Raw genomic sequence first — 25854 nt, 5'->3', positions numbered from 1 at the left:
GTAGGCGCCTCCCCGGCGCCCTTCGCCGGCGGTGCGCCCGACCTCGCGGCGCCCCCGCCGCCCCTCCGGCCGCACCGGGCCGGCAAGGCGCGCGCCGGCGGCGGCCCGTTCGCGGCGGCTCCCGCCGCGATGGCGCCCGCGGCTCCCACCGGGGCCGCGCCGCCGCGGCCCGCCGCACCGGCACCGCCGGCCGGTCCACCGCAGCCGAGCGGCGCCGAACTCGACTACACCACCCTCGTCCTGTGCGGCCCCGACGAGCAGGGCGGCCGGCGGGGCCGGCTGTTCCCCGACGCCCCCTTCGACCCGGTGGCGGCCGAGTACCGCCGCCGCGCCGCGTCGGTGGCCGCGCTGCCGCTGCCCGGGCACGCCGTGCGCCCCCGCGAGTCGGCGGGGTCCTTCGACCACCGCTTCGACGCCGTCGCGCGCGCCGACATCCCGTCGGACGGCACCTGGCACACCGTCACCGTCGGCGAGATCCCGGTCGGCCTGCGCACCGAGTACCTCTGCGTGCCGTCGGTCGAGCAGACCGTGTACGCGACGCTGGTGCTCTCCAACGCCACCGGCCAGGCTCTGCTGGCCGGCCCGGTGGAGGTCACCGTCGACGACGACTTCCTGCTGACCGCCGCGCTGCCCACGCTCGCCCCCGGCGGAGTGTGCCGGGTGGGGCTCGGGCCCGCCGAGGGCATCCGGGTCACCCGCCGCACCAACCTGCACGAGTCGACCTCGGGCCTGCGCAACACCACCACCGTGCTGGACCACCGGGTCCACGTGGAGCTGGCCAACCGGCTCGCGGGGCCCGTCACCGTCGAGGTCCGCGAACGGGTGCCGGTCACCTCCGAACCGGACGTGCGGATCGAGGAACGGTCCGATTGGACGGCGCCCGAGGACGCCGGGGGGCCGGAGCACCACGCGCCGGGCACCCGCGTCTGGCGGGTGGACCTGCCCGCCGGCGGCACCGCCGCCCTCGACGGCGGCTACGAGATCCGTATCCCGGCCGGCAAGGCCCTGGTCGGCGGCAACCGCAGGAGCTGACGCACCCCATGTCCACGGCCCCGAAGCCGATCGCCCTCCCCGTCACCGCCGTCACCTGCCTGGAGGACCGCGCCCACGTCGAGCGCGCCGTCGTGCTCGACCTCGAGGCCGGCGTCCAGCGGCTGCGTCTCGGGCCGGTCAGCGCGCTGACCGTCGACCGCACCCTCCACGCCGAGCTGACCGCCGACCACCCGGCGACCGTGCTCGACGTGCGGATCGTCCGCGCCTGGACGCCACGCGGACCGCTGCCGCCCACCGAGGACGACTCCGCCCTGCGCCACCGGGTGGCGGCGCTCGAAGAGGAGCGGATCGCCCTGGGACAGCGGCGCGACCGGCTGCGCGCCCGCCTCGACGCGCTGGGCCGGCTCGCCGCCGATCTGCTGCGGGAGATCGGCGAGGGCGCCGGCTCCGGCGAGAGCGAAGGGGACCGCTGGGCCGGCGAACTGGACCGGGTGGACGCCGAGCGCGACGCCCACGGGGAGCGGCTGCGCGCCGTGGAGGCCCGGCTGGCCGCCGTCGCCGTCGAACTCGCCGAGGCGCAGCGGGCCATGCACCTCAGCGAGGAGGAGCCCGCCGAGCTGGCCGGCCACATCGAGCTGACCGTGGAGACCGCGGCCGCCGGGCCGGTCGGGCTGCGTCTGACCCACCTCACACCCTGTGCGCTGTGGCGGCCCGCCTACCGGGCCGTCCTCGACGGGGGCTCCCTGACGCTGGAGACCGACGCGGTGGTCTGGCAGCGCACCGGCGAGGACTGGTCGGACGTACGGCTGACGTTGTCGACGGCCCGCTCGTCGCTGGCCACCGACCCGCCGCGGCTGGGCCAGGACCGGCTGACGCTGGAGGACCGCTCCGCCGAGGAGCGCCGTACGGTCGACGTCGAGCTGCGCGAGGAGGAGATCGCGGACCTGGGCCCGGCCCCGGTGCTCGGTCTGCCGGGCGTGGACGACGGCGGCGAGGTCCGGGTGCTGCACTCCCCCGCGCCGGTCTCCGTGGCCGCGGACGGCCGCGCCCACCGGGTGCCGCTCTCCGCCTTCACCACGGCCGCGCGCACCGAGTACGCCTGCTCGCCCGAGCTGTCCCCGCTGGTCACGCGGACGGCGCGGTTCGACAACCTGTCCGGCCACGCCCTGCTCGCCGGGCCGGTGGACCTCGTCCGGGGCAGCGGCTTCAGCGGACGCGGCACGCTGGCCTTCACCGCCCCCGGCGCCCCCGGCGAACTCGCCTTCGGCAGCTGCGACGACCACCGGGTGGTCCGCCACACCGAGGAGACCCGCGACACCGCCGGCCTCACCCAGCGGACCGTGCGCACCCGCACGGTCCGGCTGGACCTGTCCCGCTTCTCCGGTCCGGAGGAGCGCGACGACCGGGTGATCACCCTGCGGGAGCGGATCCCGGTCTCCGAGGTCGCGGCGGTGCAGGTACGCCTGCGCAAGGAAGCCTGCTCCCCCGCACCCGACGCCGTCGACGCCGACGGCATCGCCCGCTGGGACCTCCGCCTCCCGCCCGGCGGCCACCGCACGGTCACCCTGGTCTACGAACTGACGGCCACCTCCAAGGTCGCCGGCCTCTGACCCCGCGGAAGGGCGGCGATCCGGCGCGGTAGCGTGGCGATCATGGTGGAGTGGGGGGTGCGGCCCGCGTCGGCGTCGGACGTCGAGGCGGTGGCCGAGTTGCGGGCGACGGTGCTGCGGGCGGAGCTGGAGCGGCTCGGGCGGTACGACGCGCGGCGGGTGCGGCAGCGGCTGCGCGACGGGTTCGACCCGGCCCACACCTGGGTGATCGAGGTGGGCGGCGCGTTCGCCGGCTGCGTGGCGCTGCGACCGGCCGCGGACTCCCACTGGCTGGAGCACTTCTACCTGGCCCCTCGTCTTCAGGGCGGCGGTATCGGTGCGGGCGTGCTGCGCGGGCTGCTGGAGCGGTGCGACCGCGACGGCGTCCGCGTCCGGTTGAACGTGCTGCGGGGCAGTCCGGCCCGACGGCTGTACGAGCGGCACGGGTTCACCGTCGAGGCCGAGGATCCGGTGGACGTCTTCATGGTGCGCGAGCCGACCCCATGAGTGCCGGCGGTCCCGGCACCGAGCCGTCGGACGTCTCGGTGCCGGGGCGCGCGGGCGCGGTCAGTGACCGGTGGCGAGGGTGCTGAACCGTCGCCTCCCGCGATGCCATGGCTCACGCTCCGCGGACACGGCGACAGCATCTGGCTCGAGGCCAGGACCGTGATGCTGGAGCAGAAGGGGGCGCGCCGGCGGATACCGATCGCGGCGGTCGAGGAGGCCCGGGGGGCGGGGCGCGGCGGCCGGTCGGTCGAGGTGGCGCTGTGGGGCGCTGACGGTGTGCCGGGGCCGGTGTTCGTAGTGGAGGGCCGGGACGCCACGGCGGCGGCACGGGGCGTCGAAGCATCTTCTGACCGGCCGGCGGGGGCGGGCGCCGCGACCGGCCGTCAGATGCCGTGCGGCGACGGCTGCCCGGGCGGCCGGTGGATGGTCGTCCGGGATTCCCGGTCTCCTGGAGGCCGGTGGCCGTCCGGGCGTCGGTGGGGGCCGTGCAGGGCGGTTCCGCCCGCACGGCCCCCGGCTCACGCGGCGGAGGGCTGCCTCAGCGCCCGCCGCGGAGGTGCGCCTGCCGAAGCGGAGCCGTCGTGCGGGCCGACGTTCCCGGCGTCGTACGACCCGTCAGGAGGCGGGCCGGTTCCACAGGTCGCACCGGTGGTCCTCGGGGAAGGTGGTCACCGAGGTGATCGCCTCCGGGGCGAGGACCTGCACCTGCGGGAACTGTTCCCAGCGCGGCGCGTCCACCGCGTACGGGATGCCGGTCCTGGCGAAGTTGGTCCAGTAGGCGAGCATGCTGTCCGCCAGGGCGTTCTGGGCGGGGGTGCCCGAGACGCCGCCGAAGACGTACCGGATCTCCGAGCCGTGGGGGGCGCCGATCGGGAAGCTGATCGGCAGATTCAGATAGTCCATGGCGTGGCGGTCGGCGAACTCGTACTGGTAGGACCGGGTGTGTTCGGCCATCAGGAGCGCGGTGCGCGACTGGAGGCAGGCGAACTGGGAGTCCGTGAGGATCGCGCCCAGGGCCTCGGCGGGCGTGCCGTGATCCGACAGCGGATAGCGGGCCAGGATCTCGTCGGCTCGATCGCCGTAGAGCGCGCGGACCGCGACCGGGTAACCGGCGGCGGTGAGCTGCCGGCCGGCCAGGTCGTAGGTGGTCGCCACCGTGAGCCGGCCCTCGTCGGCGGTGGTGCCCTGGAGGACGGGAACGCGGTGGAAGCGTCCGCTCTCCAGAGCGTCCGGCACCTGGAGGGGGAGGACCTTGCCGTCGACGTTGGGGGTCCAGCGGGCGGTGGGCGCGGCCGAGGCGGTGAGCAGTTCGTCCGCGGTCCTGGTGCGCAGGCAGGCCACGTCCGCGCAGCCCAGGGAGTTCGCCCAGGTCTGGCCGTTGTTCTGCTGCGACTCCTGGGTGGGCAGGGGGAAACCGCAGCCGGACTGGGCGATGGCCCGGTCGAACAGGCCGGTCGTGCGGGGCGAGACCAGGTGGTGGCAGACGCTGCCGCCTCCCGCGGACTCGCCGAAGATCGTCACATTGCCGGGGTCGCCGCCGAACGCCTCGATGTTGTCCCGCACCCAGCGCAGGGCGGCCTGCTGGTCGAGCAGCCCGTAGTTGCCGGATGTCGCCTGCGGCGACTCCTGGGCCAGGTCCGGGTGGGCGAAGTAGCCGAAGGCGCCGAGCCGGTAGTTGAGGGTGACGACGACCACGTCGCCCTCGGCGGCCAGGTTGCCGCCGTCGTAGAACGTGCCGGAGCCGACGGTGAAGCCGCCCCCGTGGATCCACACCATCACCGGTCGCTCGTGGAGGGACCGCTGTGCGGGGGTGTGGACGTTCAGGTACAGGCAGTCCTCACTGGGCGTGCCGGGTCCCGCGAGGTTGCCCCAGGGGCTGGACTGGATGCGCTGCACGCAGGGGTCGCCCGGGGTGGTGGCGTCCCGGACTCCCCACCAGGGCGCGGGCGGAGCGGGCGGCTTCCACCGCAGGGGGCCGACCGGTGGAGCGGCGTACGGGATGCCGAGGTAGGAGGTGGCGGTCCCGCCCGCCTTCCCCTGCACCTGCCCGTACCGGGTCGTGACGACGGGCGCGTCGGCGGCCGCGGCCGGCGCGAAGGCCATGCCGGTGGCTGACAGCAGCGCAACTCCCACGACGGCCACTGACCGAACCAGCGACCGTCGGATCGACGACCACGTGCGGCGGCATGTGGCCGCATGTCTTCTGTCCGGGCCTGACATCGGCACCTCCGTGCGGATGGATGACAACGGTCGTTGGAGTCTGGTCAGCCAGCAGGCGCCGGGGACCGCGTGAACCACCAGTCTCGAAGCGCCGGGCGCGCTCGCGGCGCGACGTCCGCCGCACGTCGTCCGGCACCCCGGTACGCGCATCACCCCAGCACCCAGGCCTACGGACTGGTCGGACCGGTCCGCCCGGTGCCGTACGCGAGGATCTCTGTCACCCGCCCCATCAGCCCCCCTCGGCCACGGCCACAGCCGGGCAGCACGTCGCAGGTGGCCGGTGCGGCCCGCCCGACCGGCCGCCCGGCACCGTTCGCGGAGCGGAACCGCCGGCCGCTTGGGAAGCCTTCCGCCGGGCACCCGGCGAGCACGCTGTGCCCCACGGCGGCGCCTCGACGAGGAGACACCGGATGACACACACCGCACACCGGAGGGCGCGGCACCCGCGTGCCGCGTCGCGGTGGCCGCTCCTGCTGCTCTTCCTGGGACTGTGCTACGCCGTCGCCGCTCTGGGCGGCGTCGCCGCGGCCGACGCGGGCAGCACGTACACGTCCTTGGAGCGCCCCGCGTGGGCCCCGCCGTCGTGGCTGTTCGGCCCGGTGTGGACGGTGCTGTACGCCACGATCGCGGTCTCCGCCTGGCTGCTGGTGCGCGTCCGTCCTCCGGCGCGCGCCGCGGCGGAGCTCACCGCCTGGGGCGCCCAGCTCGCCCTGAACCTCGCCTGGACCCCGCTGTTCTTCACCGCCGGCCAGTACGGCCTCGCCTTCCTCGACATCTGCCTCCTCCTCGGGGCTCTCGCCACGACGATGCTGCTCTTCCGCCGTACGAGCCGCCCCGCCGCACTGCTCCTCGTGCCCTACGCCCTGTGGACGCTGTACGCCGCCGCGCTCAACCTGGCCATCTGGCGGCTCAACGTCTGACACCGGTCCCCACTCGCACGCGGGCGCCGCGGCCCGTCACCGATTTTTCTCCACGGAACTGAAACCGCCCCGGCCGTCACCGCCGAATGCCTTCCATACAGACCACCACAGACCAGTACAGACCACCAAGGAAATTGTGCGGAAGGAAGCGTCATGACGTCACGGACTGCTATGACCTGTGTCGGCGTGGGCACGATCACCGCTCTGACGTTCGCCTGCGCGATCCCGGCGCTCGCCCAGCCCTCGCCCCCGGATCCCGGGAAGGCGACGGTCAGCGTGCTGCACGCGGTGCCCGGGCTCACGGTCGACGTCTACGCGGGCGACCGGGAGCTGGTGCCCGACTTCAAGCCCGGCACCCTGACCGAGCCCCGGCAACTGGACGCCGGCTCGTACGACATCAAGGTTTTCGAGGACGGTGAAGGACCGGACGGCACCCCGGCCGTCCAGAAGAAGATCGACGTGCCCGAGGGCGTCGACGCCACCGTCGTGGCGCATCTCGCGGAGAACGGCACCCCGGCACTGGACGCCTTCGTCAACGACGTGTCGAAGGTCGAGTCGGGCAAGGCCCGGCTCACCGTCCGGCATGTCGCCGCGGCACCGGCGGTCGACGTACGTGCCAACGGCACCCCGGTGTTCAAGGATCTGTCCAACCCGGACGAAGCCAAGGGTGAGGTACCGGCCGCGACGGTGCGGGCCGACGTGGTGCTGGCCGGCACGGACACCGTGGCCATCGGCCCCGCCGACCTGGACCTCGCCGCAGGCACCAGCACGGTCGTCTACGCCTGGGGCAGCGCCGAGGACAAGAGTCTCGCGCTGAAGACACAGACATTCGACGAGTAGGCCTGCCCCCCGGCCGGGTGCGCGCGGAGCGCCACGCGCCCCGGCCGGGGTGCGTGGCGCTCCGCGCCGCGGGCGCAAGTCGCCCTTGCATGCGGCGCATCCTGGCAGGCCCCACTGACAACGCGTCCCGCGGCCGTGGTCGAGTGAGGCGGCGGACAACCCGCCCTTCTTCGAGGTGGCGTCGGGGGCGACTGCCGCATCCGTTCCTCGACCGCACGCGTCAGTGGGGCCACAGCAGGGTCAGGACGCCGGTGGCGACGCAGCAGGCGCTCGCGGCCACCGTCCAGCCCACGCAGCGCAGCCGCAGCGTGCGGTAGCGCCGCTCGTACTCACCGCGCAGGGAGACGCACCGGTTCGCGATCCTCTCCAGGTCCTCCCGAGCACGGTCGAGCCGGTCGGTGACGTAGCGCTGCTCGATCTCGATGCGCTGTGCGGTGGTGGTCCACTCCAAGGGGCGGACGAACTCGCGCGCGCGTTGTTCCGCCTGCGCGATCGTGGCCTGCCACAGGAGATACCCCTCGACCTCTTCGCCGAGACCGATGCCCCCGGCCTGCCGGTACGACGGCTCGCTCACCTGCGTCCCCTCGTCGTTCGTCAGTGGACCCGCTGGGCTTCGGCCTCGGCCAACGCCATGTCGGGGTGGTGCAGGTCGAAGGCCGGGGATTCGCTGCGGATCCGCGGCAGGGTGAGGAAGTTGTGCCGCGGCGGCGGGCACGTGGTCGCCCACTCCAGGGAGCGGCCGTAGCCCCAGGGGTCGTCGACGCCGACCGGCCTGCCGTACTTGGCGGTCCGCCACACGTTGTACAGGAACGGGAGCATCGACAGGCCGAGCAGGAAGGAGGCGATCGTGGAGACCGTGTTCAGGGCGGTGAAGCCGTCGGCGGCCAGGTAGTCGGCGTACCGGCGGGGCATGCCCTCGGCGCCCAGCCAGTGCTGGACCAGGAAGGTGCCGTGGAAGCCGACGAACAGCGTCCAGAAGGTGATCTTGCCGAGGCGTTCGTCGAGCAGCTTGCCGGTGAACTTCGGCCACCAGAAGTGGAAGCCGGCGAACATCGCGAAGACGACGGTGCCGAAGACGACGTAGTGGAAGTGCGCCACCACGAAGTACGAGTCGGAGACGTGGAAGTCCATCGGCGGCGACGCCAGGATCACCCCGGTCAGACCGCCGAAGAGGAACGTCACCAGGAAGCCCGCGGCCCACAGCATCGGGGTCTCGAAGGACAGCGAGCCCTTCCACATGGTGCCGATCCAGTTGAAGAACTTCACCCCGGTCGGGACGGCGATGAGGAACGTCATGAACGCGAAGAACGGCAGCAGCACACCGCCGGTGACGTACATGTGGTGGGCCCACACGGTCACGGAGAGGCCGGCGATCGCGATCGTCGCGGCGACCAGGCCCATGTAGCCGAAGATCGGCTTGCGGGCGAAGACCGGGATGACCTCCGTGATGATGCCGAAGAACGGCAGGGCGATGATGTACACCTCCGGGTGTCCGAAGAACCAGAAGAGGTGCTGCCACAGCAGCGGGCCGCCGTTGGCGGCGTCGAAGACGTGGGCGCCGAACTTGCGGTCCGCCTCCAGGGCGAACAGCGCGGCCGCGAGGACCGGGAAGGCCAGCAGGACCAGGACGCTGGTCAGCAGGACGTTCCAGGTGAAGATCGGCATGCGGAACATGGTCATGCCGGGGGCGCGCATGCAGATGATCGTGGTGATGAAGTTGACCGCGCCGAGGATCGTGCCGAAGCCGGAGAAGGCCAGGCCCATGATCCACAGGTCGGCGCCGATGCCCGGGCTGCGGACGGCGTCCGACAGCGGGGAGTAGGCGAACCAGCCGAAGTCGGCCGCGCCCGAGGGGGTGAGGAAGCCGGCGACGGCGACCAGTGAGCCGAACAGGTACAGCCAGTAGGCGAAGATGTTCAGCCGCGGGAACGCCACGTCGGGCGCGCCGATCTGCAGCGGCATGATCCAGTTGGTGAATCCGGCGAACAGCGGGGTGGCGAACATCAGCAGCATCACGGTGCCGTGCATCGTGAACGCCTGGTTGTACTGCTCGTTGGAGATGATCTGAATGCCCGGCCGGGCCAGCTCGGCGCGGATGACCAGCGCCATCAGGCCGCCGATGAGGAAGAACACGAACGACGTCGAGAGGTACAGCGTGCCGATCGTCTTGTGGTCCGTGGTGCTGAGCCACTTGATGACGACCTCGCCGCGGCGCCGGCGCCGGACCGGCAGCTCGTCCTCGTAGTGGGACCCTGGTGCCGCGGCACCCTGAGGTTCGTTGACGATGCTCAAAGCGTGCTTCTCCCGTGATCGCGGCCCGTCCGCGCCCTTGCGTGCGTCAGCCGCCATCCTGGCCGCTCGCAGGCGGAGGTGACGTCGCGCGGGAGCGACACACCGCCACTTCGGTGATTGCTGTACACGGATGGCGCAGTGCGGCGGCCCGCCCGGTCCCCCTGCCCGGTGGTGGGGCTCCGTTGTGCGAGGGCACAGATCTGCCCGCGCGGGACTGTTCCCGGGGCACGCGGTGCCGTGTCCGAGGCCCGCCGCTCTCCCCCGTGCCCCAGACTCACCAGCGGTCACCGTCCGGTGACGCTGTCGTCGGCCAGAGCGCCCGGGGAAGCTCGGCTCCCCGTGCCCGGCCCTCCCGTGCGTGCCGGACACTCCCGAACGACGCCACGAGAGAGTCGAGCATGGTCTGGAGAGCAGCCCCCACCGGGCGGTACACGGAGGCCGGCCGGCGTTCCGCGGGACCGCCGTACACCGCCTTCCGCGGACCCCGTCGTACGGCGGCCGTGCTGACGGGCGGGATGTTCCTCGCCTTCCTGCTGCTGTCGGCCTGCGCGCCCCGTCCGATGTCCCGGCCGGTCACCGGTGACGGGCCGCCCGTGGGCATGCTGGTGGGTCTGGTGCAACTGCCCTTCACGGCGGGCGTCCTGTGGTGGTTCGAACGCGCCGCCCGTCGCGGGGCCGATGCCCCGCCGGCGCCGGCGGACGACGCGGGCCACGGCGGTGAGCCGCGGTGAACACCGACGGAACCTCCCTGCAGAGCCTCGCGCTCATGGCGTTCACCACGATCGTCACCGTCACGCTCATGCTGTGCGTGATCTCCGGCCCGGACAGTGAGAGTCTGGAGGAGTTCTACACCGGTTACGGACGGTTCTCCCCCCTGCGCAACGGCCTGGCGATCGCCGGTGACTACGTCTCGGCGGCCACGGTCCTCGGAACGGGGGGCGTCATCGCCCTCGCGGGGTACGACGGCATCGTCCTGGCCGTGGCGACATCCGTCTCCCTCGCCCTGTTGATGGCCGTCCTGGCCGAGCCCCTGCGCGGCAGCGGACGCTTCACGATGGGGGACACCCTCGCCGGCCGGATGCCGGGCCGCTCCGCGCGCGTCACGACGGCCGTCGTCACCCTCATCGCCCTCATGCCCCTGATGCTGGTCCAGTTGGCCGCCTGCGGAGATCTGGTGGCCTTCCTGCTCGGGTTCGAGGGGTCCGTGGCCGGCACCGGGTGCATCGTCGCCCTCGGTCTGCTGATGATCAGCTACGCGGCCATCGGAGGCATGCAGGGCACCGCCTTCGTACAGGTCCTCAAGATGGTCGCGCTGATCGGCTCCGGTCTGGTCGTGAGCGTGCTGCTGCTGCGCCGCTTCGACTACGACGCCGGCGCCCTGCTGGACGCCGCGGCGAGGCGTTCCGTCGCCCCGGACGCGTACCTGCGGCCCGGGCTCCAGTTCGCCACGGGGTCCCACCCCCGCCTGGACATGGTCGCGACCACCGTGACGCTCGCGCTCGGCGCGGCCTGTCTGCCCCACATCACCATGCGGCTGTACGGCGCCCGCAGTGCGCGCCAGGTCCGCCGGTCCATGGCGTGGGCGGTCTCCCTGGTCGCCCTGTCGGTCCTGATCATCGTCGTGTTCGCGTTCGGTGCCGCGGCGCTCGTGGGCGGCCGGGCGATCCGGGCCGCCGACCCCCAGGGCGACACCGCCTATCTGCTGGCCGCCCGTGCGGCGCTGGGCCGGGGCACCACCCTGGTGGAGGCCCTGCTCCTCACCGGTGTGACGACGGCGCTGTTCCTGACGCTGCTCGCCTCCGTCGCCGGGATGATCCTGGCCTGCGCGGGCACCCTCGCGCACGACGTGTTCGCCCCGCGGGACGGCACCCCCGCCACGCCCCGCCGGGAGATACGGACCGCGCGCGCCGCCGCGCTGGGCGTGGGGGTGGCGGCCGTCGCGCTCGCCATCCCCGTCCAGCACCGCAGCCTGCACGCGTTGAGCATGCTGTCCATGTCCCTGGGCGCCTCGGTGATCGCGCCCGCGCTGCTCTACTCCCTGTTCTGGGCCCGCTACCACCGGACGGGACTGCTGTGGACGCTGATCGGCGGCACGGCGGGTGTGCTGCTCCTGTTCCCCGCCACGAGCCTGGTCTCCGGCACGCCCGACGCCGTCCTGCCCGGACACGACATGAACTGGCTGCCCCTCGCCACCACCGGAGCCGTCACCATCCCCCTCGGCTTCCTGCTGGGCTGGCTCGGCACGGTGCTCCCCCGCCCCCGCGGGGCGCCGCGCGACGTCCGGGACACGGTGGTCGCGCCTGCGCCGCCGTACGAGCCGTACGAGCGGGCGGCCCGGCACGCGGCTCCCCGGACGGACGTCGCCCGGGACTGACCGGGCGGCCGGCTCAGGCCGCGCGCCCGGGGACGGGTGCTGCCCTACGTCGCCGGGGTCCTCCGCCGTGCCCGGTCCGCCGTCAGGTGCGCGGCGGCACGGCGCGCGGCGTCCGCGTGCGGGGCCGAGGCCCAGGCGAGCGCCACGCGTTCGGCCAGCGCGTAGGCGTCGGCCGCGCCCCGGTCCTCTCCGAGGAGCCGGTACAGGTCCCCGAGGGCGTGTGCGAGGGGGCGGGTCGCGTAGGCACCGCCGGCCGTGCCGCCGAACTGCTCCCGGACCGGCAGCAGCTGGCCGATCAGCATCTCCGCCGTGTCGGCGTCGCCCTGGAGGACGGCGAGTTCGCAGCGGTAGTCCAGTTCCACCCCGTAGAGGTGGTCGGTCACCGGGCGCGGCGGGAAGGACACGGCCCGCGCCTCGTCCAGCCGGCCCAGTCGGGCCAGGACCAGGGCGTGCGCCACGGCGACGGGGGCGCCCACGGCCGCGTGCAGGTCGCGGACGACGGGCTCGATCTCGGCCGTCCGCCCCTGCGTGAGCCGGATGGTCATCAGCCCCAGGGTGCGCGGGCCCGTGGCATGGTGCGCCCCGACGCGCTGGAGCAGGCCGTCCGCCTCGGCGTACCTGGCCTCCGCCTCGTCGAAGCGTCCCGTGACGGTGGCCAGCATGGCGGAGGTGGCGGCGTTGAGGCCCTGTGCCCACAGCATGCGGTAGCGGCGCGCGAGGTCCAGGCCGTCGGCGGTGTGCCGGCGTACCGCGTCGGGGTCGTTGCGGGCGGCGGCGGTCAGGGCGTCGAGGTGCTCGCACACCCAGCGGTAGGCGGGCAGATCGTGGGCCAGGGCGAGTCGGCGCAGCTCGGCGACGAGCGGTGGCCGGACGGCGCCCTGCGCCTCGTGCGGCAGGAGTTTCGCGGACGTCATCAGCGCGGAGGCCAGCAGGCGCGGTTCGCCGTCGGCGCGGGCCAGCGCCAGTTGGGCGTGTGCCGCCTCCCGGGCGCGGGGCGCGTCCTCGGCCGCCACGGCGTCCACGAGGACCTGGAGCACGCGGGCGCGCGTCGGATCGTCCAGGGTCCGGTCACCGGCGAGCCGTTCCAGCCGGGCCAGAGCGGTCCGGTCGAAGAAGCCCTCCAGCCGGCTGCGCCAGGGTGTGGGTTCGGTCCAGGCGCCGTAGACCGCCGCGACCAGGTCGTCCCGGTTCGCCCGCACCGCCAGGTCGACGGCCCGCTGCCGGGTGTGCCGGGCGGCGTCCGTGGCGCCGGCCCTGACCTGCGCCCCCAGCAGCCTCACCAGGAGGGCGACCGTGCCGTCCGGGCGGGCGTCGGGGTCGGCCACGGCCGCGGTGTGGGTGTCCAGCGCCTGCCGGACCAGGTCGACGGCCACGTCGTGGGCGTACCGCCGCTCGGCCATCTCGGCCGCGCGCAGCGCGTAGTCGACGGCCTGGGGGGCGTTCGCGGCTCTGCCCGAGCGGGCGAAGTGGTGGGCCAGCGCGGCGAGGTCGTGCGGGCGGTGGCGGTGCAGGTGCCGGGCGATGCGGTCGTGCAGGCGGGAGCGCCGTACGCCGGACAGGTCGGTGTACACGGTGTCGCGCACCAGCGCGTGCACGAAGCGGACGCGTCCGGGGCCGGGCTCGGTCAGCAGATCCGCGGCGAGGGCGGCCTCGAGTCCGGCGAGGACCGTCTCCTCGTCCGCGTCGGCCGCGTCGACCAGGAGGGCGACCTCGGCCTCCAGTCCCACGACCGCGGTGAGCCGTACGGCGGAGCGCGCGGCGGCGGGCAGCAGGGCCAGGCGTCTGCGCAGGACGTCGCGCACGCCCTGCGGGACGTCGGAGACGGCCACCAGGGCGCCCTCCTCGGCGAGCAGGCGCGCGCTCTCCAGGACGTAGAAGGGGTTGCCGCCGGTGCGCTCGGCGAGGGTCGCGACCGTGGTCGCGTCCACGGGTTCGCCGCAGACGGCGTGGACGACGGTGGCGACGTCCCGCGGCGGCAGGCCGGCGAGCGCGATCCGGTGCGGGGCGCGGGGAGCGAGGTGGGCGAGGGTCTTGACCAGCAGCTCGCCCACTTCGGCCGGACGGTAGCCGGCGACGGTGAGGAGGGGGACTCCGGTGACCGAGGCCGCCGCTTCGAGCAGGGCGAGCGTCTCGCCGTCGGCGCGGTGCAGGTCCTCCAGGAGGACGGCGAGCGGCCGTTCGCCGGCCGCGGCCCGCAGCCACGCGGCGAAGGCGCGGTGCATGCGGAAGCGGCCGGCGGTGGCCTCGTCGCGTGTCGCGGCCGCCTCGCCGTCGGGCTGGTGCAGCAGGGCCGCCAGTTCGCCGGGCCGCCGCGGCGGCACGGCGCGGGCGAGCGCGCCCAGCGCCTCCGACCAGGCCCAGGCGGGCGGTGCTCCCTCGTACTCGGGGCAGCGGCCGACCACCACCGTCCAGCCCTCGGAGCGCAGGCGGCCGGCGAGCCGGCCGAGGAGGGCCGACTTGCCCGCGCCGGCCTCGCCGGTGACCAGGGCCATGCCGCCCGCCCGCCGGGCCGCCAGCGCGGCGGTGTCCAGGGCGCGCAGTTCCTCGCTCCGGCCGACGAAGAGGTCGTGTCCGGCCCTGGGGGCGGGGGCGGGGGCGGGGGCGGGCGTGGGGGTGGGGGCGGGGGCGGGGGCGGCACCGGCCGGCGGGATGTGCGCTGCGGCCGCGCGGAGGGACCGCGGTACGGCCGCGTGCAGGACGTCGAGCCGCTGGGCGAGGACCGCGTGCTCCAGCTCGGCCAGCGCCGGCGAGGGGTCGCAGCCGAGTTCGTCGCGCAGTACCGCCGCGGCCCGGCGCAGGCAGGACAGGGCGTCGGCCCGCCGGCCGCAGGCCCAGTGGGCGAGGGCGAGCAGGCGCCAGCCCTCCTCCCGCAGCGGGCTGGCCGCCACCAGGGTCTCGGCGGCCAGGGCCGCCTCGGCCGTGTGCCCGGTGCGCAGGGCGGCCGCGGCGGCGAGTTCGCCGGCCTCGGCGCGCAGCGCGGTCAGGCGGGCCACCTCGGGCGCCGCCCACGTCTCGTCCGCGTGCTCCTGGAAGGCCGGTCCCCGCCACCATCCGAGCGCCTCGGCCAGCAGCTCGCGGGCCTGAGCGGCCGGGGCGCGCCGGGCACGGCCCACCCGGTTCTCGAACCGCCAGGCGTCCACCGCGTCGTGGGGCAGGTGCAGGGCGTATCCGGGAGGGGAGGTGACGAGGACGGTCGCCGGGGTGCGCGGAGGCCGCTCCGGCTCCAGCAGCCGGCGCAGGTTCGACACGTAGGCGTGCAGGGAGACGGTGGCCTTGGCCGGAGGGTTCGCGCGCCAGAGGTCGTCCGCCATGCGGTCGACGGGCACCACGCCTCGGCGGGCCGTGAGCAGGAGCGCGAGGACGGCGCGCTGCCTCGGGGCCCCGAGTGCGACCGGCTTCCCCCCGACGTCGGCGCCCAGCGGACCCAGGACTCGAATACGCAGCACGCCGCGCGAATCTACCCGAGGGACGGACCGGACCCCTCAACAGACGGTAAACGCCCTGGCCAAGGCTGTGCGCGGGGCGCCAAGTGCGGCGCCAAGCGTTTCCCAAGAGGCCGACCGCACCCTTGGGGCCCGTTGCCCTGTCCGAACCGTTGTTGGAGCAAGCAAGCGTGTCCCCCAGTAGTGCGGCTTTCGAACGCCCCGTCACCGGCCGTCCGTACACCCACGAGATGGTCGTGGTCCACCGGGTCTTCCGCCGTGAGTCGGCCCTCCTGCCCCGCCTGGTACGCGCCGTACCGGACGGCGGTACGGCGCGCGCCGCCGAGGTCGCGGCGTACCTTGACGAGTACCTGACGGGTCTGCATCACCACCACACCGTGGAGGACGAATTGATCTGGCCACTGCTGCGTGCGCGCGCCGCGGACGACGGGCTGATCGTGCGGATGGAGGAGCAGCACGAACGCATCGACCACAGCCTGGCGGCCGTCACCGAGTGGGTGCCCGCGTGGGGGCGGACGGCGGACTGTGTCGCCGGGGAGGAACTCGCCCTGGCGCTGGACGAGCACCGCCGTGTGCTCCTCGACCACCTCGACGACGAGGAGCGGCTGGTCCTTCCCCTCGTCGCCGAGCACCTGTCCGTCGCCGAGTGGGACGCGGTCGGACGCCGCGGGCTGGAGACCGTCCCCCGGAACAAGCTCATGCTCGCCCTCGGCGCGCTCCTGGAGGAGGCCACGCCCCAGGAGCGGGCCTACTTCCTCGGCAGGGCACCGCTGGCCGGCCGGCTGCTGTGGAGGGCCGTCGGCAGGCGCCAGTACGCCGCGGCCTGCCGTGCCGTGCGGGGCCCGCTGAACGGGGAGGCGGGACGATGACCGTACTGGACTCCGCTCCGCTCGACGTCCTCGACGCCTACCGGACCTGTGAGTTCGTCACGCTCGGCCGGGACGGCACCCCGCCGGTCTGGCCGGCGGCGGTGTCGCGCCGCGCGGACGGGACCCTCCTGCTGACCACGTCCCTGGCGTTCGCGCAGAAGGCGCTGAACGTCCGCCGGGACGGGCGCGTGGCGCTGCTCTTCTCCGATCCGACCGGCAGCGGCCTCCACCACGCCCCGCAGATCTTCGTCGGCGGCCGGGCCGAGTGCCCCGACGAGATCATGACCGGCCCTCAGGGCGCCGAGGACTACTGGCGGATGCTCTTCGAGCGGCAGCCGCACAGCCGGTCGTACCTCTCCCCTCCGCTGCGGTGGCTGATGGAGTGGTACTACCTGCGGCTGTTCATCACCGTCACTCCCGAGCAGGTGATCGTGCGTCCTCCGCTTACGTCACTCGGCGGGCACGCGTCCCCGGGCCCGGACGAGGGCGGAGCGCTGCCCGGGGCCGCGCAGCTCGCCCGCTTCCCCACCGCGGTCCTCGCCGCCCGCGACGCGTCCGGGGCGCCCGTGCTCGCCCGGACCCGTCCGGTGCCGGGGGACGCCGGTTTCACGGTGGAGGTGCCGTCCGACTGCGCCGTCGCGCCGGGCCCGGCGTCGCTGCTGGTGCACCGGCACGACGAGCGGCTCAACCGTATGGAGAACGCGCTCGTCCGCGGCGAGCTGGAGCGGACCGGTGCGGGCTGGACCCTGGTGCCCGCCAAGGTGGTGCAGCCGATGGGCTCGGGACGGCCGAGCGACGCGCTGCGGGTGCTGCGGCGGACGAAGCGGGCCACCGACCGGTATCTGGAGCGCCGCGGTCTGCAGCGGCCCCGGGTGCGGTGGGCCGAGTTCCGGGCGCTCGCGGCGCCCGCCCCGCGCAGCGGCGGGGCCTGACGGCACGGCGGAAGCGGAGGGAGCCGGCAGGCGGCCGGCGGAACACGAGCAGCCGGGCGGCCGGCAGAGTGCCCGGAGCCGACCGGGGTGCCCGGAGCCGACTGTCCGGCGGGGCGGCGGCTGCTGACCGTCGTGCGGGGGTGCGCGGCTGCCCGTGCGTTCCCGGGCACCCGGCGGCGCCGGACTCGGTTGTCCGGCGCCGCGTCCGGCACGCACCCCGCCGCCGCCTCGCCATGGGGTGCGCACCTGCGCCCCGAGGCGCGGCCTCTTCGCCTCGCTCGGGGCCCGTCCGTGGGGCGTGCCGCACGGAGCGGGTCACCGTCGGGCGCCCGGCACGGGCTCCCGCGGCCTGGCCATGAGCACGGCGACGTCGTCCGGTGCGGGGTGGGGCAGCATCCGGCCGAGGACGGCGTCGCAGAGGGCCGACAGGGACGGCGCGGGGGTGCGCAGGGCGCGCGCGAGCTGGTCGAGCCCCTGGTCGAGGTCCCGGTCACGGGCCTCGATGAGTCCGTCCGTGTACAGGACCAGCAGGCTGCCCGGGGGCAGCGGGACCTCTTCGGTGCGGAACTCCTGCGCCCCGGTCCCCAGAGGGGTGCCCGGCGGGCCGTCGAGGAAGGTGACCGCACCGTCCAGGGCCACCACGGCCGGCGGGGGGTGGCCGGCTCTGGCGACCAGGCAGCCGCCGGACCCGGGATCGTGGACGGCGTAGACGCAGGTCGCCATCTCGTCCACCCCCATGTCGGCCACGACGGCGTCCAGCGAGCTCAGCATGCGCGCCGGATGGATGTCGTGCCGGGCGAGCGTGCGCACCGCCGTGCGCAGTTGCCCCATGGCCGCCGCGGCGTGGATGCCGTGCCCCATGACGTCCCCGATGACCAGTCCGGTCCTGCCCCCGGGCAGCGGGATGACGTCGAACCAGTCGCCGCCGACGTCCTCCTCGCTGGCGGGCAGGTACCGCCCGGTCAGGTCGAGGCCGGGGACGGCGGGCAGCGCGCTGTTGGTGAGACTGCGCTGGAGGGTGAGGGCGGCCGCGTGCCGGCGGGTGTACAGGAGGGCGTTGTCGATGTTCAGGGCGGCGCGGGCGGTCAGTTCGTCGATGAGCACGCAGTCCTGCTCGTCGAAGGGCTCACGGCTGCGCAGCCGGGTCACGATGACCGCGCCGAGCACCCTGCCGCGCGCCACCAGGGGGATCAGCCTCGCGGAGCCGAGCGTCACGAGGTAGGCGCGCAGCTGGTCGGCGCGCGGGTCGGTGACCAGCGCCGGGACGTCGGAGCGGTACAGGTTCGTGGGATGTCCGTCGGCGATGACCCGCTCGTACAGGGAGCCGCGCGGGATCCGGGACGTCATGCCCGGCTGGAGCTTCGCCGTCGGGGCGGCGGGATCGGGGAACCGGGCGGCCATGCGCCGGACCACGCCGCGGGTGGAGGCGGCGGACTCGTCGGGGTCGATGACCTCCTCGAGGAGCTGCACGTCGGCGGAGTCGGCGAGCTGGGGCACCAGCATCTGCACGATCTCCTCCGCGGTCTGCCGCAGGTCCAGGGTGGTGCCGATGCGGGTGCCGGCCTCCGCCAGGAGGGCGAAGCGGCGCCTGGCGCGCTCGGCGTCGATCTCGGCGCGCCGGCTCTCGGTGATGTCGATGAGGGAAGCGATCAGGCCCAGGGTGCGGCCGGCGCCGTCGAAGAGCGGGGCGTAGGAGCACGACCAGGTCCGGTCGTGGTGGGGGTCGGCCGGGGTGCGCCCGGTGCGGCGGACGTCGACGACGGGAGTGCCCCGCTCCAGGACCTCCCGCATCGTCGCCTCCAGCGCGGCGGCGTTGACGCCGGGCACGACCTCCGTCAGCCGTCTGCCCAGGTGCGCGGCGGCGGGGGCGCCGTTCATCCGGGCGAGAGCGTCGTTGACGCGCAGGAAGCGCAGGTCGGTGCCGAGGGTGGCCAGGCCGATGGGCGACTGGCTGAAGAGGCTCTCCAGGGCCGCCAGCGAGTCGCGCATGCGCAGGACCTGGGAGGTCTCCACGGCGATCAGCAGGGTCCCGGGCCGTCCCCGCGCGTCGGCGGCCGGCAGGATCCACATCTCCATCGTCACCTGGTGGCCGTCCCGGTGGCGCACGGACAGCGTCCCTCCGACGGTCTCCCCGGCGCGGACGCGGCGGGTGAGCCGGTCGGCGAGTCCCCGGTTGCCCTCGGGGACCAGCAGGGCCGACGCGGGCCGGCCGAGTACGTCCTCGGGCCGGTGTCCGAGCAGGTCCTGGGCGGCCAGCGACCACTCCACGACGTACCCGTCCGCGTCCTCCCGCCACAGCGCGATGGGCAGCAGCTCGCGCAGCACGCCCGCGTACCCGACCGCCCTGAGGGGCTGCTCCGGCTCCTGGCCCGCCGTCTGGTGAGCGTCCAACGTACGACCTAACCACCGGGTGAGACGTGCTGTTCGCCCCACACTATCCGGAAGGACGGATTCCGCCGGTGCCCGACACCGGCGGCACGCCGGGGCGGCGCGCCTGCGCGCGAGGTGCGGGCCGGCGCGCCTACGCGGGTCTGATCCACCCGATCGACCGCTCGACGGCGCGCCGCCAGTTGTCGTACTCCGCCTCCCGTCGTTCAGGGGCCATGTCCGGCAGCCACTGGCCGGCCCGGTGCCAGTTGCGGCGCAGCACCTCCAGGTCGCTCCAGTAGCCGGCGGCCAGCCCGGCGGCGTAGGCGGCGCCGAGGGAGACCGTCTCGGCGACCATGGGCCGCACCACGGGCACGTCGAGCACGTCGGCCACGAACTGCATGAGCAGGTTGTCCGCCGTCATGCCGCCGTCCACCTTGAGCCGCTCCAGGGGGACCGGGAAGTCGGCGTTCATGGCGTCGACGACCTCCCGCGTCTGCCAGCCGGTGGCCTCCAGGACGGCCCGGGCCAGGTGCCCCTTGGTGATGTAGGAGGTGAGGCCGACGATGACACCCCGCGCGTCACTGCGCCAGCGGGGTGCGAACAGGCCGGAGAAGGCGGGGACGATGTAGCAGCCGCCGTTGTCCTCGACCGTGCGCGCGAGGGTCTCGATCTCCGGCGCGCTGCTGATCAGTCCCAGGCGGTCGCGGAACCACTGGACCAGCGCGCCGGTGACGGCGATCGACCCCTCCAGGGCGTAGGCCTGGGGCTGGTCCCCGATCTTGTACGCGACGGTCGTGAGGAGTCCGTGCCGGGACCGTACGACGTCGGTGCCGGTGTTCAGCAGCAGGAAGCCGCCCGTCCCGTACGTGCACTTCGCCTCGCCCGGGGAGAAGCAGGTCTGGCCGAAGAGGGCGGCCTGCTGGTCGCCGAGGGCGGCCGTGATGCGGACGCCGGGGAGGACCGAGCGGGCGACGCCGTAGGTCTCGGCGGACGGCCGGATCGCGGGCAGCGTGGGGCGGGGGACCCCGAAGAACGCCAGGAGGTCGTCGTCCCAGTCGAGCGTGCGGATGTTCATCAGCATGGTGCGGCTGGCGTTGGTGGCGTCGGTGATGTGCAGGCCGCCGTCCGGGCCGCCGGTGAGGTTCCAGATGAGCCAGCTCTCCATCGTGCCGAACAGCACCTCGCCGTCCTCGGCACGCCGGGCGAGTGCGGGATCGTGGTCGAACAGCCAGCGCAGGCGCAGCGCCGAGAAGTAGGTGGAGGGGGGCAGGGCGCACCGGTCGAGGAAGAAGTCGTCCCCGGGGTGGCGTCGCAGGTCGTCGACGAGGGGTGCCGTGCGGGTGTCCTGCCAGACGATCGCCCGGCCCAGCGGGGCGCCGGTCCGCCGGTCCCACAGCACCGTCGTCTCCCGCTGGTTGGCGAGCCCGACGGCGGCGACCTCCTCGGCGCCCACACCGCCGCCGGACAGCGCCTCGGGCACCACGCGCCGCACGTTGCGCCAGATCTCGGCGGCGTCGTGCTCGACCCATCCGGGCCGGGGGAAGTGCTGCTGGTGCTCCCGCTGGGCGACGGACACCAGCCGGCCGTGGTGGTCGAACAGGATGCATCGGGTGGAGTTGGTGCCCTGATCGATGGACATTACATACCGTTCAACCATGATCGGTCTGCCTTCCGACGTGCCGAGAGGCGGTGGTGTCACCAGCGAGCGGCACCCAGGTCCCGGGAGATCGCCCGTGCGGCCTCACGCAGCAGGGTGACCAGGCTCGGCCGCGGGCGGCCCTGGCTGTCGCAGATCCTCTCGACCGGGCCGGACAGCCCGACGGCGCCCACGACGAGACCGCCGTGCCCGCGGATCGGCGCGGCGATCCCGGCCTCGCCCATGCTCATCTCCTGGACCTCGCCCGCCCAGCCGAGTTCGCGGATCTCCGCGAGTGCCCGGGTGAGCTGCTCCGGGACGACCAGCGTGTGCCGGGTGTACGCCTCCAGGCCGAGGTCGACGGCCGGCTCCAGGGGTGCGGTCCCGAAGGCCAGCAGCACCTTGCCGAGCGAGGAGGCGTGCAGCGGCAGCAGCGAGCCCACGTCCAGCGTCTGGAGCGTGTCGTCGGGCCGGAACACATGGTGGACGACGAGCACCCTGCCCTCCAGGGGGGTGCCCAGGCGCACCGCTTCTCCGCTGCGGGCTGCCAGGGCGTCGGCCCAGTTGATGGAGCGCGACCGCAGCTCGTTGACGTCGAGGTAACTGGTGCCCAGGTGCAGCAGGGCGGCTCCGAGCTGGTACTTCCCGGTCGCGGCGTCCTGCTCCACGAAGTCGACGTGCTGGAGGGTGCGCAGGATGCCGTGGGCGGTGCCCTTCGCCAGACCGAGGGAGGCCGCCACCTCGCCGAGCCCGAGGCGGCGGGGCCCGCCCGCGAGCAGACGCAGGATCGCCGCCGCCCGTTCGATCGACTGGACCGGTCCGGCCATGATGCGAGCTTATTACCGCCGCGGAGCGTACGCCGGTCGTGGCGGCGGGCGTCCCGGCCGCGGGATCGGACCCGGACGTTCGGCAATGGCGACCGCTGTTCATTGACCGGCCTCCCTCTCGCTCCCTACGGTGCATCGAGGCCCGGCACAGCGCGTCGAGGCCATTTTCGGCCGACAGCGCTCACCGGAGGACGACGGCACATGGCGGTAGGGCTCAACAACAGGATGCTGCGGGAGGACGTCGAGCACGTCTGGCGACTGCCGCCCGTCACCGGGGCGGTCTCGGCCGTACGGCAGCACGCGGGGGCGATCCTCGCCCACTGGGACGTCTCCCCGGAGACGGCCGACGAAGCGCTCCTGGTGGTGTCGGAGCTGCTCACCAACGCGCTCGTCCACGCCCTGCCCCCGGCTGAACTGCGGCTGTCGTGGTTCCGCGGCGGCGGGCTCGGCACCCTGCGCGTCGAGGTCACCGACGCGGGACCCGTGCCCGCCACCGGTCCGGCGTCCGCGGAGATCGATCCGGACGAGCACGGCCGGGGCGAGACGATCGTCCACGCGCTGGCGACTCGGCACGGCATACACGTCCACCCCGGCGGCGTGACCCGGTGGGCCGAGCTCGTCTCGGTGTGAGCGCGCGCGGCACGGCGGACCGGCCGCTGCCCGGCGCGGCGTGCGCGATCCGACGCTCCGGTGCCGTTCCGCGGCGGACGTAGCCGACCGGACGCCCCGATACCGATTTCTGATACCGAGTTCTGCGGACGTGCCAGGCCGGACGCCCCGATGACCGATGACCGTTCCCGGCGAGCGTGCCAGGCCGGACGCCCCGATGACCGATGACCGTTCCCGGCGAGCGTGCCAGGCCGGACGCCCCGGTACCGTTTCGCGTTCCGCGTTCCGCGGCGGGCGTGCCAGGCCTTGAAGCGCCGGTGCCCGTCGGACCCTGTCCGTGTTCAGGTCAGGCCCTGTCCATGGCCCGCCGGCCGCCCGCAGCGGGAACGGGCGGTACGGATGACGGGGACTGTGACGGGGACGGGGACGGGGACGGGGACAGGGACCTGGTCGCGACGGGTGCGGTCCCCCGGCCGGCGTCTGAGGCCGACGCGGGGACGGCGCGTGGGGACGCGGCCGGCTCCGGACGGGGCGGCTTGCGCAGGAGCAGCAGCGCGGCGTCGTCGTGCAGCCGGCCGCCGACGTGTGTCAGCAGTTCGTCGTGGAGCGCGGTGAGCGTGCGCGCCGGCTCGTCGGACACATGGCGTGCCAGTCCTTCGGCGAGCGGGTAGAACGCACGGCCGTGGTCGCGGGCCTCGGTGACCCCGTCGGTGTAGAGCAGCAGCTGCTCTCCCTCGGCGAAGGGCAGCACCTGGAGGACGGGGGCCTCGCCCGACAGGGCGCGCAGGCCCAGCGGCGGCGCGGGACGGGCGGGCTCGACCGGCTCGACGTCACCGGAGGCGCGGACCAGCAGCGGCGGGGCGTGCCCGCAGTTGACCACCTCCAGCTGCCCTGCCCGCGGGTACCCGGCGACGACGGCGGTGACGAAGTCGTCGCTGCCCAGGTTGCGCGCCAGGCTCCGTTCGATCCTGCCGACGACGGCGAGGAGGTCGGGCTCGTCGTAGGCGGCCTCGCGGAAGACGCCCAGCACGAGCGCGGCGGTCCCCACCGCGGGCAGTCCCTTGCCGCGCACGTCGCCGACGATCAGTCTGACCCCGTACGGGGTGGGCACCAGCGCGTAGAGATCGCCGCCGATCCGGGCCTCCGCCGCCGCGGCGCTGTAGCGGACGGCCACCCGGAACGGGCCGACCGTCTCCGGTACCGGGGTGAGGAGCGCGTGCTGGGCGGCCTCCGCGACGGAGCGGACGTCCGCGAGCACCCGTTCACGGCGCCCGCGCAGCGTGCTGGCCAGGGCACTCGCCAGGGTGACGGCCACCACGGCGGCCAGGACTGCCAGGACCTCCCGGCCCGGGACGGCGTGGACGGTTCCGTGCGCGGTGCTCAGCACGGCGGCGAGGAGACCGACGCAGAGCACTCCGCGGGGCCCGTTGGTGGTGGCGGCCAGCGCCGGTCCGGCCGTGAGCAGGGGAAGCCAGATCATTCCCGCTCCGCCGACGAAGTCGGCGAGCACGACGACGGAGATGATCAGGACGGGCAGCACGGGCGAGCCGGCGGCCAGCTGTGCGGCGCCCTTCCTCCACGCCCCCGCGCGGGGACGTGCGTCTCGATCGCTGGACGGCCGTATCGGCCGGTGGCCGTCGCCATGGTCTCGCGCCTGACTCATGTTCCGTCCGGGGTCCTCACCTGTATGCGGGTAGCGACATGTCCTACTTCATCCAGGAAACGGGGTCCGGCCCGGGCGCCACAAGCGGTGGATTTTCAGATAGTGAGCGACAGGCTCCTGGTCACGCGGCTCGCGACGGGCAGCAGCCGGGCCCGGATCTCGTCGAGGCGGGGCAGCCGGTCCACCGGCAGGGAGACGCCGAGCGAGCCGAGGGTGGTGCCGCTGTAGACGGGCACGGCCACGCAGACGGTGCCGAGGGCGTACTCCTCCATGTCCGTGACGGCCGGGGCCTGGGGCGAGAGGTCGAGCCGCCGGAGCAGTTCCGGAAGGCTGGTGACGGTCCGCGGGGTGAGGTCGGGGAGGTGGTGGCGCGAGAGGTACTCCTTGCGGGAGTCCTCGTCCATCTCGCGGAGCACGGCCTTGCCCAGCGCGGTGGCGTGCCCTGCGTCCTCGAATCCCACCCACAGGTCGACCCTGGGCGCCCGGGGGCCGTCGACGATCTCGGCGACCCGGATCTCGCCCTCCTCGTAGAAGGTGAGGTAGGCGGCGGTCGCCAGCTCGTCCCGGAGCGCGGCGAGCGTGGGGCGGACACGGCTGAGCAGCGCCTGTCCGCGGCCGTTGCTGTGCAGCGCCCGGAGCCTGTCGCCCAGGACGAAGCCGCCGTCGTCCAGCTTGCGGATGTATCCGTCGTGCACCAGCGTCCGCAGCAGGTGGTAGGCGGTGGCCAGCGGCAGGCCCGTCTCCCGCGCCAGCTGTTTCGCCGGCGCGCCGTTCTCGTGCGCGCCCACGGCCTCCAGCAGGCGAAAGGCTCGCTGCACGGACGTGATGAGCGTCGGGCCTTCGTGAGCACCCATACCCTCAGCCTGCGCCGGGCGGGCGGCACAGGCAAGACACGCATCGCCTCACGGGCCCCCTCACCCCCGCGCGGGGCGGACGGGCGGCCCTGGAGCCCCGGTGGCGCGCGGTGCCGGATTGCCGCTGTCTGGACCGAAGAGGTGCGGACAGAGAGCGAGGGACCATGAGGCACGGGCACGAGCACCTGGGGACACCCCGGGCCGTCGGGATCGCCGGGGTGGTGTTCGCGGTCCTGATGGCCACGGCGATCGTGCTGGTGCGCATCGCCCTGCCCGCCGGGGCCGGCGGGGACGACATCGCCGTCGGCGCCGGGCAGCGGAACGCCGTGCGGACGGCGCTGGCGCTGCTCCCGTTCGCCGGGATCGCCTTCCTGTGGTTCATGGGAGCGCTGCGTGAGCAGGCCGGCGCGGGAGAGGACCGGTTCGTCTCCACGGTGTTCCTGGGCAGCGGTCTGGTCTTCGTCGCCACCCTGTTCGGCGCTGCCGCCGCGGCGGCGACCGTGCTCGACGAGAGCGGGCGGCACTCGGCGTTCGGCCGCCACTACGCCTACGCCCTGCTGACCACGTACGCGATGCGCATGGCGGCGGTGTTCATCCTCACCTCCTCGGCCATCGGCCGCCGCCTCGGGGTCTTCCCCCGCCCGCTGGTGGTCCTCAGCCTTCTCGCGGGCCTGACGCTGCTCGTGGCGGGTGCGGACCTGCCCTGGTCCGAGCTGGTCTTCCCGGGCTGGGCGCTGGTCGTCAGCCTGCACATCCTGTGGGGGCGGCGGCCCGCCGGCGCAGGGCGGCCCGGCCCCGGCTGACGGGCCCGGGTGACGGGCCCGAGTGACGGGCCCGAGTGACGGGCCCGAGTGACGGGCCCGAGTGACGGGCCCGGCGTTCACTCCGACGGTCTCCCTCTCGTCGCCGCGTCCGC

19 protein-coding genes and 1 pseudogene are annotated in these 25854 nt (G+C 74.4%); 11 read left to right on the top strand and 9 right to left on the bottom strand.

The features are described from left to right. The 3 genes from ACFV9M_RS29970 to ACFV9M_RS29960 form a co-directional block, all read left to right on the top strand. On the top strand, nt 1-1032 hold a 1032-nt coding region (locus ACFV9M_RS29970), incomplete at its 5' end, for a DUF4139 domain-containing protein (protein ID WP_385102568.1). A gap of 8 nt (nt 1033-1040) precedes the next feature. Beyond that, nucleotides 1041-2603, top strand: a complete 1563-nt coding sequence (locus tag ACFV9M_RS29965) for a mucoidy inhibitor MuiA family protein (protein ID WP_385079820.1) — start codon at nt 1041-1043, stop codon at nt 2601-2603. A 42-nt stretch (nt 2604-2645) separates the two neighbouring features. Then, on the top strand, nt 2646-3089 hold the full coding sequence (locus ACFV9M_RS29960; protein ID WP_385079818.1) for a GNAT family N-acetyltransferase: 444 nt from the start codon (nt 2646-2648) through the stop codon (nt 3087-3089). Nucleotides 3090-3704: 615 nt separating this feature from the next. Here the strand turns inward: ACFV9M_RS29960 and ACFV9M_RS29955 are convergent. Beyond that, nucleotides 3705-5222 carry a carboxylesterase/lipase family protein gene (locus tag ACFV9M_RS29955; RefSeq protein WP_385076011.1) on the bottom strand — a complete coding sequence of 506 codons (1518 nt, stop codon included), beginning with the start codon at nt 5220-5222 and terminating at the stop codon, nt 3705-3707. Nucleotides 5223-5719: 497 nt separating this feature from the next. Here ACFV9M_RS29955 and ACFV9M_RS29950 point away from each other — a divergent pair, with 497 nt between their 5' ends. Together ACFV9M_RS29950 and ACFV9M_RS29945 are read left to right on the top strand one after the other, a co-directional pair. After that, nucleotides 5720-6229, top strand: coding sequence for a TspO/MBR family protein (locus ACFV9M_RS29950; RefSeq protein WP_385076008.1), 510 nt, complete (start codon nt 5720-5722; stop codon nt 6227-6229). Nucleotides 6230-6382: 153 nt separating this feature from the next. Next, nucleotides 6383-7060, top strand: a pseudogene (locus tag ACFV9M_RS29945) (DUF4397 domain-containing protein); the annotation flags it as partial. Nucleotides 7061-7289: 229 nt separating this feature from the next. Here the strand turns inward: ACFV9M_RS29945 and ACFV9M_RS29940 are convergent. Then, nucleotides 7290-7643 (bottom strand): cytochrome C oxidase subunit I, encoded by a 354-nt coding sequence (locus ACFV9M_RS29940; RefSeq protein WP_385076005.1) that lies wholly within the window; start codon nt 7641-7643, stop codon nt 7290-7292. A 20-nt stretch (nt 7644-7663) separates the two neighbouring features. Beyond that, nucleotides 7664-9361 (bottom strand): cytochrome c oxidase subunit I, encoded by a 1698-nt coding sequence (gene ctaD, locus ACFV9M_RS29935; protein WP_385076002.1) that lies wholly within the window; start codon nt 9359-9361, stop codon nt 7664-7666. A gap of 398 nt (nt 9362-9759) precedes the next feature. Between ctaD and ACFV9M_RS29930 the strand changes: the two genes are divergently transcribed. After that, nucleotides 9760-10092: a DUF485 domain-containing protein gene (locus ACFV9M_RS29930; RefSeq protein WP_385075999.1), complete on the top strand. Its 333-nt coding sequence runs from the start codon at nt 9760-9762 to the stop codon at nt 10090-10092. Nucleotides 10093-10127: 35 nt separating this feature from the next. Beyond that, entirely contained in the window at nt 10128-11735 is a 1608-nt protein-coding gene (locus ACFV9M_RS29925; protein ID WP_385076016.1) for a cation acetate symporter, read from the top strand. 44 nt (nt 11736-11779) lie between these two features. On the opposite strand, the gene ACFV9M_RS29920 is transcribed toward ACFV9M_RS29925, so the two are convergent. Continuing rightward, nucleotides 11780-15181, bottom strand: a complete 3402-nt coding sequence (locus tag ACFV9M_RS29920) for a BTAD domain-containing putative transcriptional regulator (protein ID WP_385075996.1) — start codon at nt 15179-15181, stop codon at nt 11780-11782. Between the two features lie 167 nt (nt 15182-15348). On the opposite strand from ACFV9M_RS29920, the gene ACFV9M_RS29915 reads away from it, so the two are divergent. Next, on the top strand, nt 15349-16047 hold the full coding sequence (locus ACFV9M_RS29915) for a hemerythrin domain-containing protein (protein WP_385075993.1): 699 nt from the start codon (nt 15349-15351) through the stop codon (nt 16045-16047). Next, nucleotides 16044-16979, top strand: coding sequence for a pyridoxamine 5'-phosphate oxidase family protein (locus tag ACFV9M_RS29910; protein WP_385075990.1), 936 nt, complete (start codon nt 16044-16046; stop codon nt 16977-16979). The genes ACFV9M_RS29915 and ACFV9M_RS29910 overlap by 4 nt, the downstream gene beginning before the upstream one ends. 315 nt (nt 16980-17294) lie before the next feature. Here the strand turns inward: ACFV9M_RS29910 and ACFV9M_RS29905 are convergent, their stop codons facing one another. The 3 genes from ACFV9M_RS29905 to ACFV9M_RS29895 form a co-directional block, all read right to left on the bottom strand. Continuing rightward, nucleotides 17295-19370, bottom strand: a complete 2076-nt coding sequence (locus ACFV9M_RS29905; RefSeq protein WP_385075987.1) for a SpoIIE family protein phosphatase — start codon at nt 19368-19370, stop codon at nt 17295-17297. Between the two features lie 130 nt (nt 19371-19500). Then, a complete protein-coding gene (glpK, locus tag ACFV9M_RS29900) occupies nt 19501-21006 on the bottom strand; it encodes a glycerol kinase GlpK (protein WP_385075984.1) in 1506 nt (501 codons plus the stop codon). Between the two features lie 38 nt (nt 21007-21044). Continuing rightward, nucleotides 21045-21812 (bottom strand): IclR family transcriptional regulator, encoded by a 768-nt coding sequence (locus ACFV9M_RS29895; RefSeq protein WP_385075981.1) that lies wholly within the window; start codon nt 21810-21812, stop codon nt 21045-21047. Nucleotides 21813-22013: 201 nt separating this feature from the next. On the opposite strand from ACFV9M_RS29895, the gene ACFV9M_RS29890 reads away from it, so the two are divergent. After that, nucleotides 22014-22442 (top strand): ATP-binding protein, encoded by a 429-nt coding sequence (locus ACFV9M_RS29890; RefSeq protein ID WP_385075978.1) that lies wholly within the window; start codon nt 22014-22016, stop codon nt 22440-22442. 325 nt (nt 22443-22767) lie between these two features. Here ACFV9M_RS29890 and ACFV9M_RS29885 read toward each other — a convergent pair whose 3' ends face one another. Together ACFV9M_RS29885 and ACFV9M_RS29880 are read right to left on the bottom strand one after the other, a co-directional pair. Next, nucleotides 22768-24084: a PP2C family protein-serine/threonine phosphatase gene (locus tag ACFV9M_RS29885; protein WP_385075975.1), complete on the bottom strand. Its 1317-nt coding sequence runs from the start codon at nt 24082-24084 to the stop codon at nt 22768-22770. A gap of 95 nt (nt 24085-24179) precedes the next feature. Then, entirely contained in the window at nt 24180-24938 is a 759-nt protein-coding gene (locus ACFV9M_RS29880) for an IclR family transcriptional regulator (protein WP_385075972.1), read from the bottom strand. Between the two features lie 164 nt (nt 24939-25102). Between ACFV9M_RS29880 and ACFV9M_RS29875 the strand changes: the two genes are divergently transcribed. Then, entirely contained in the window at nt 25103-25741 is a 639-nt protein-coding gene (locus tag ACFV9M_RS29875; protein WP_385075969.1) for a hypothetical protein, read from the top strand. Nucleotides 25742-25854: the final 113 nt, after the last annotated feature.

Origin of the sequence: Streptomyces sp. NPDC059895, from assembly GCF_042731035.1 — a bacterium.
GTDB lineage: Bacteria > Actinomycetota > Actinomycetes > Streptomycetales > Streptomycetaceae > Streptomyces.
Note: the sequence above shows the minus strand (reverse complement) of the source record. Positions and strands in the feature narration are given on the sequence as shown.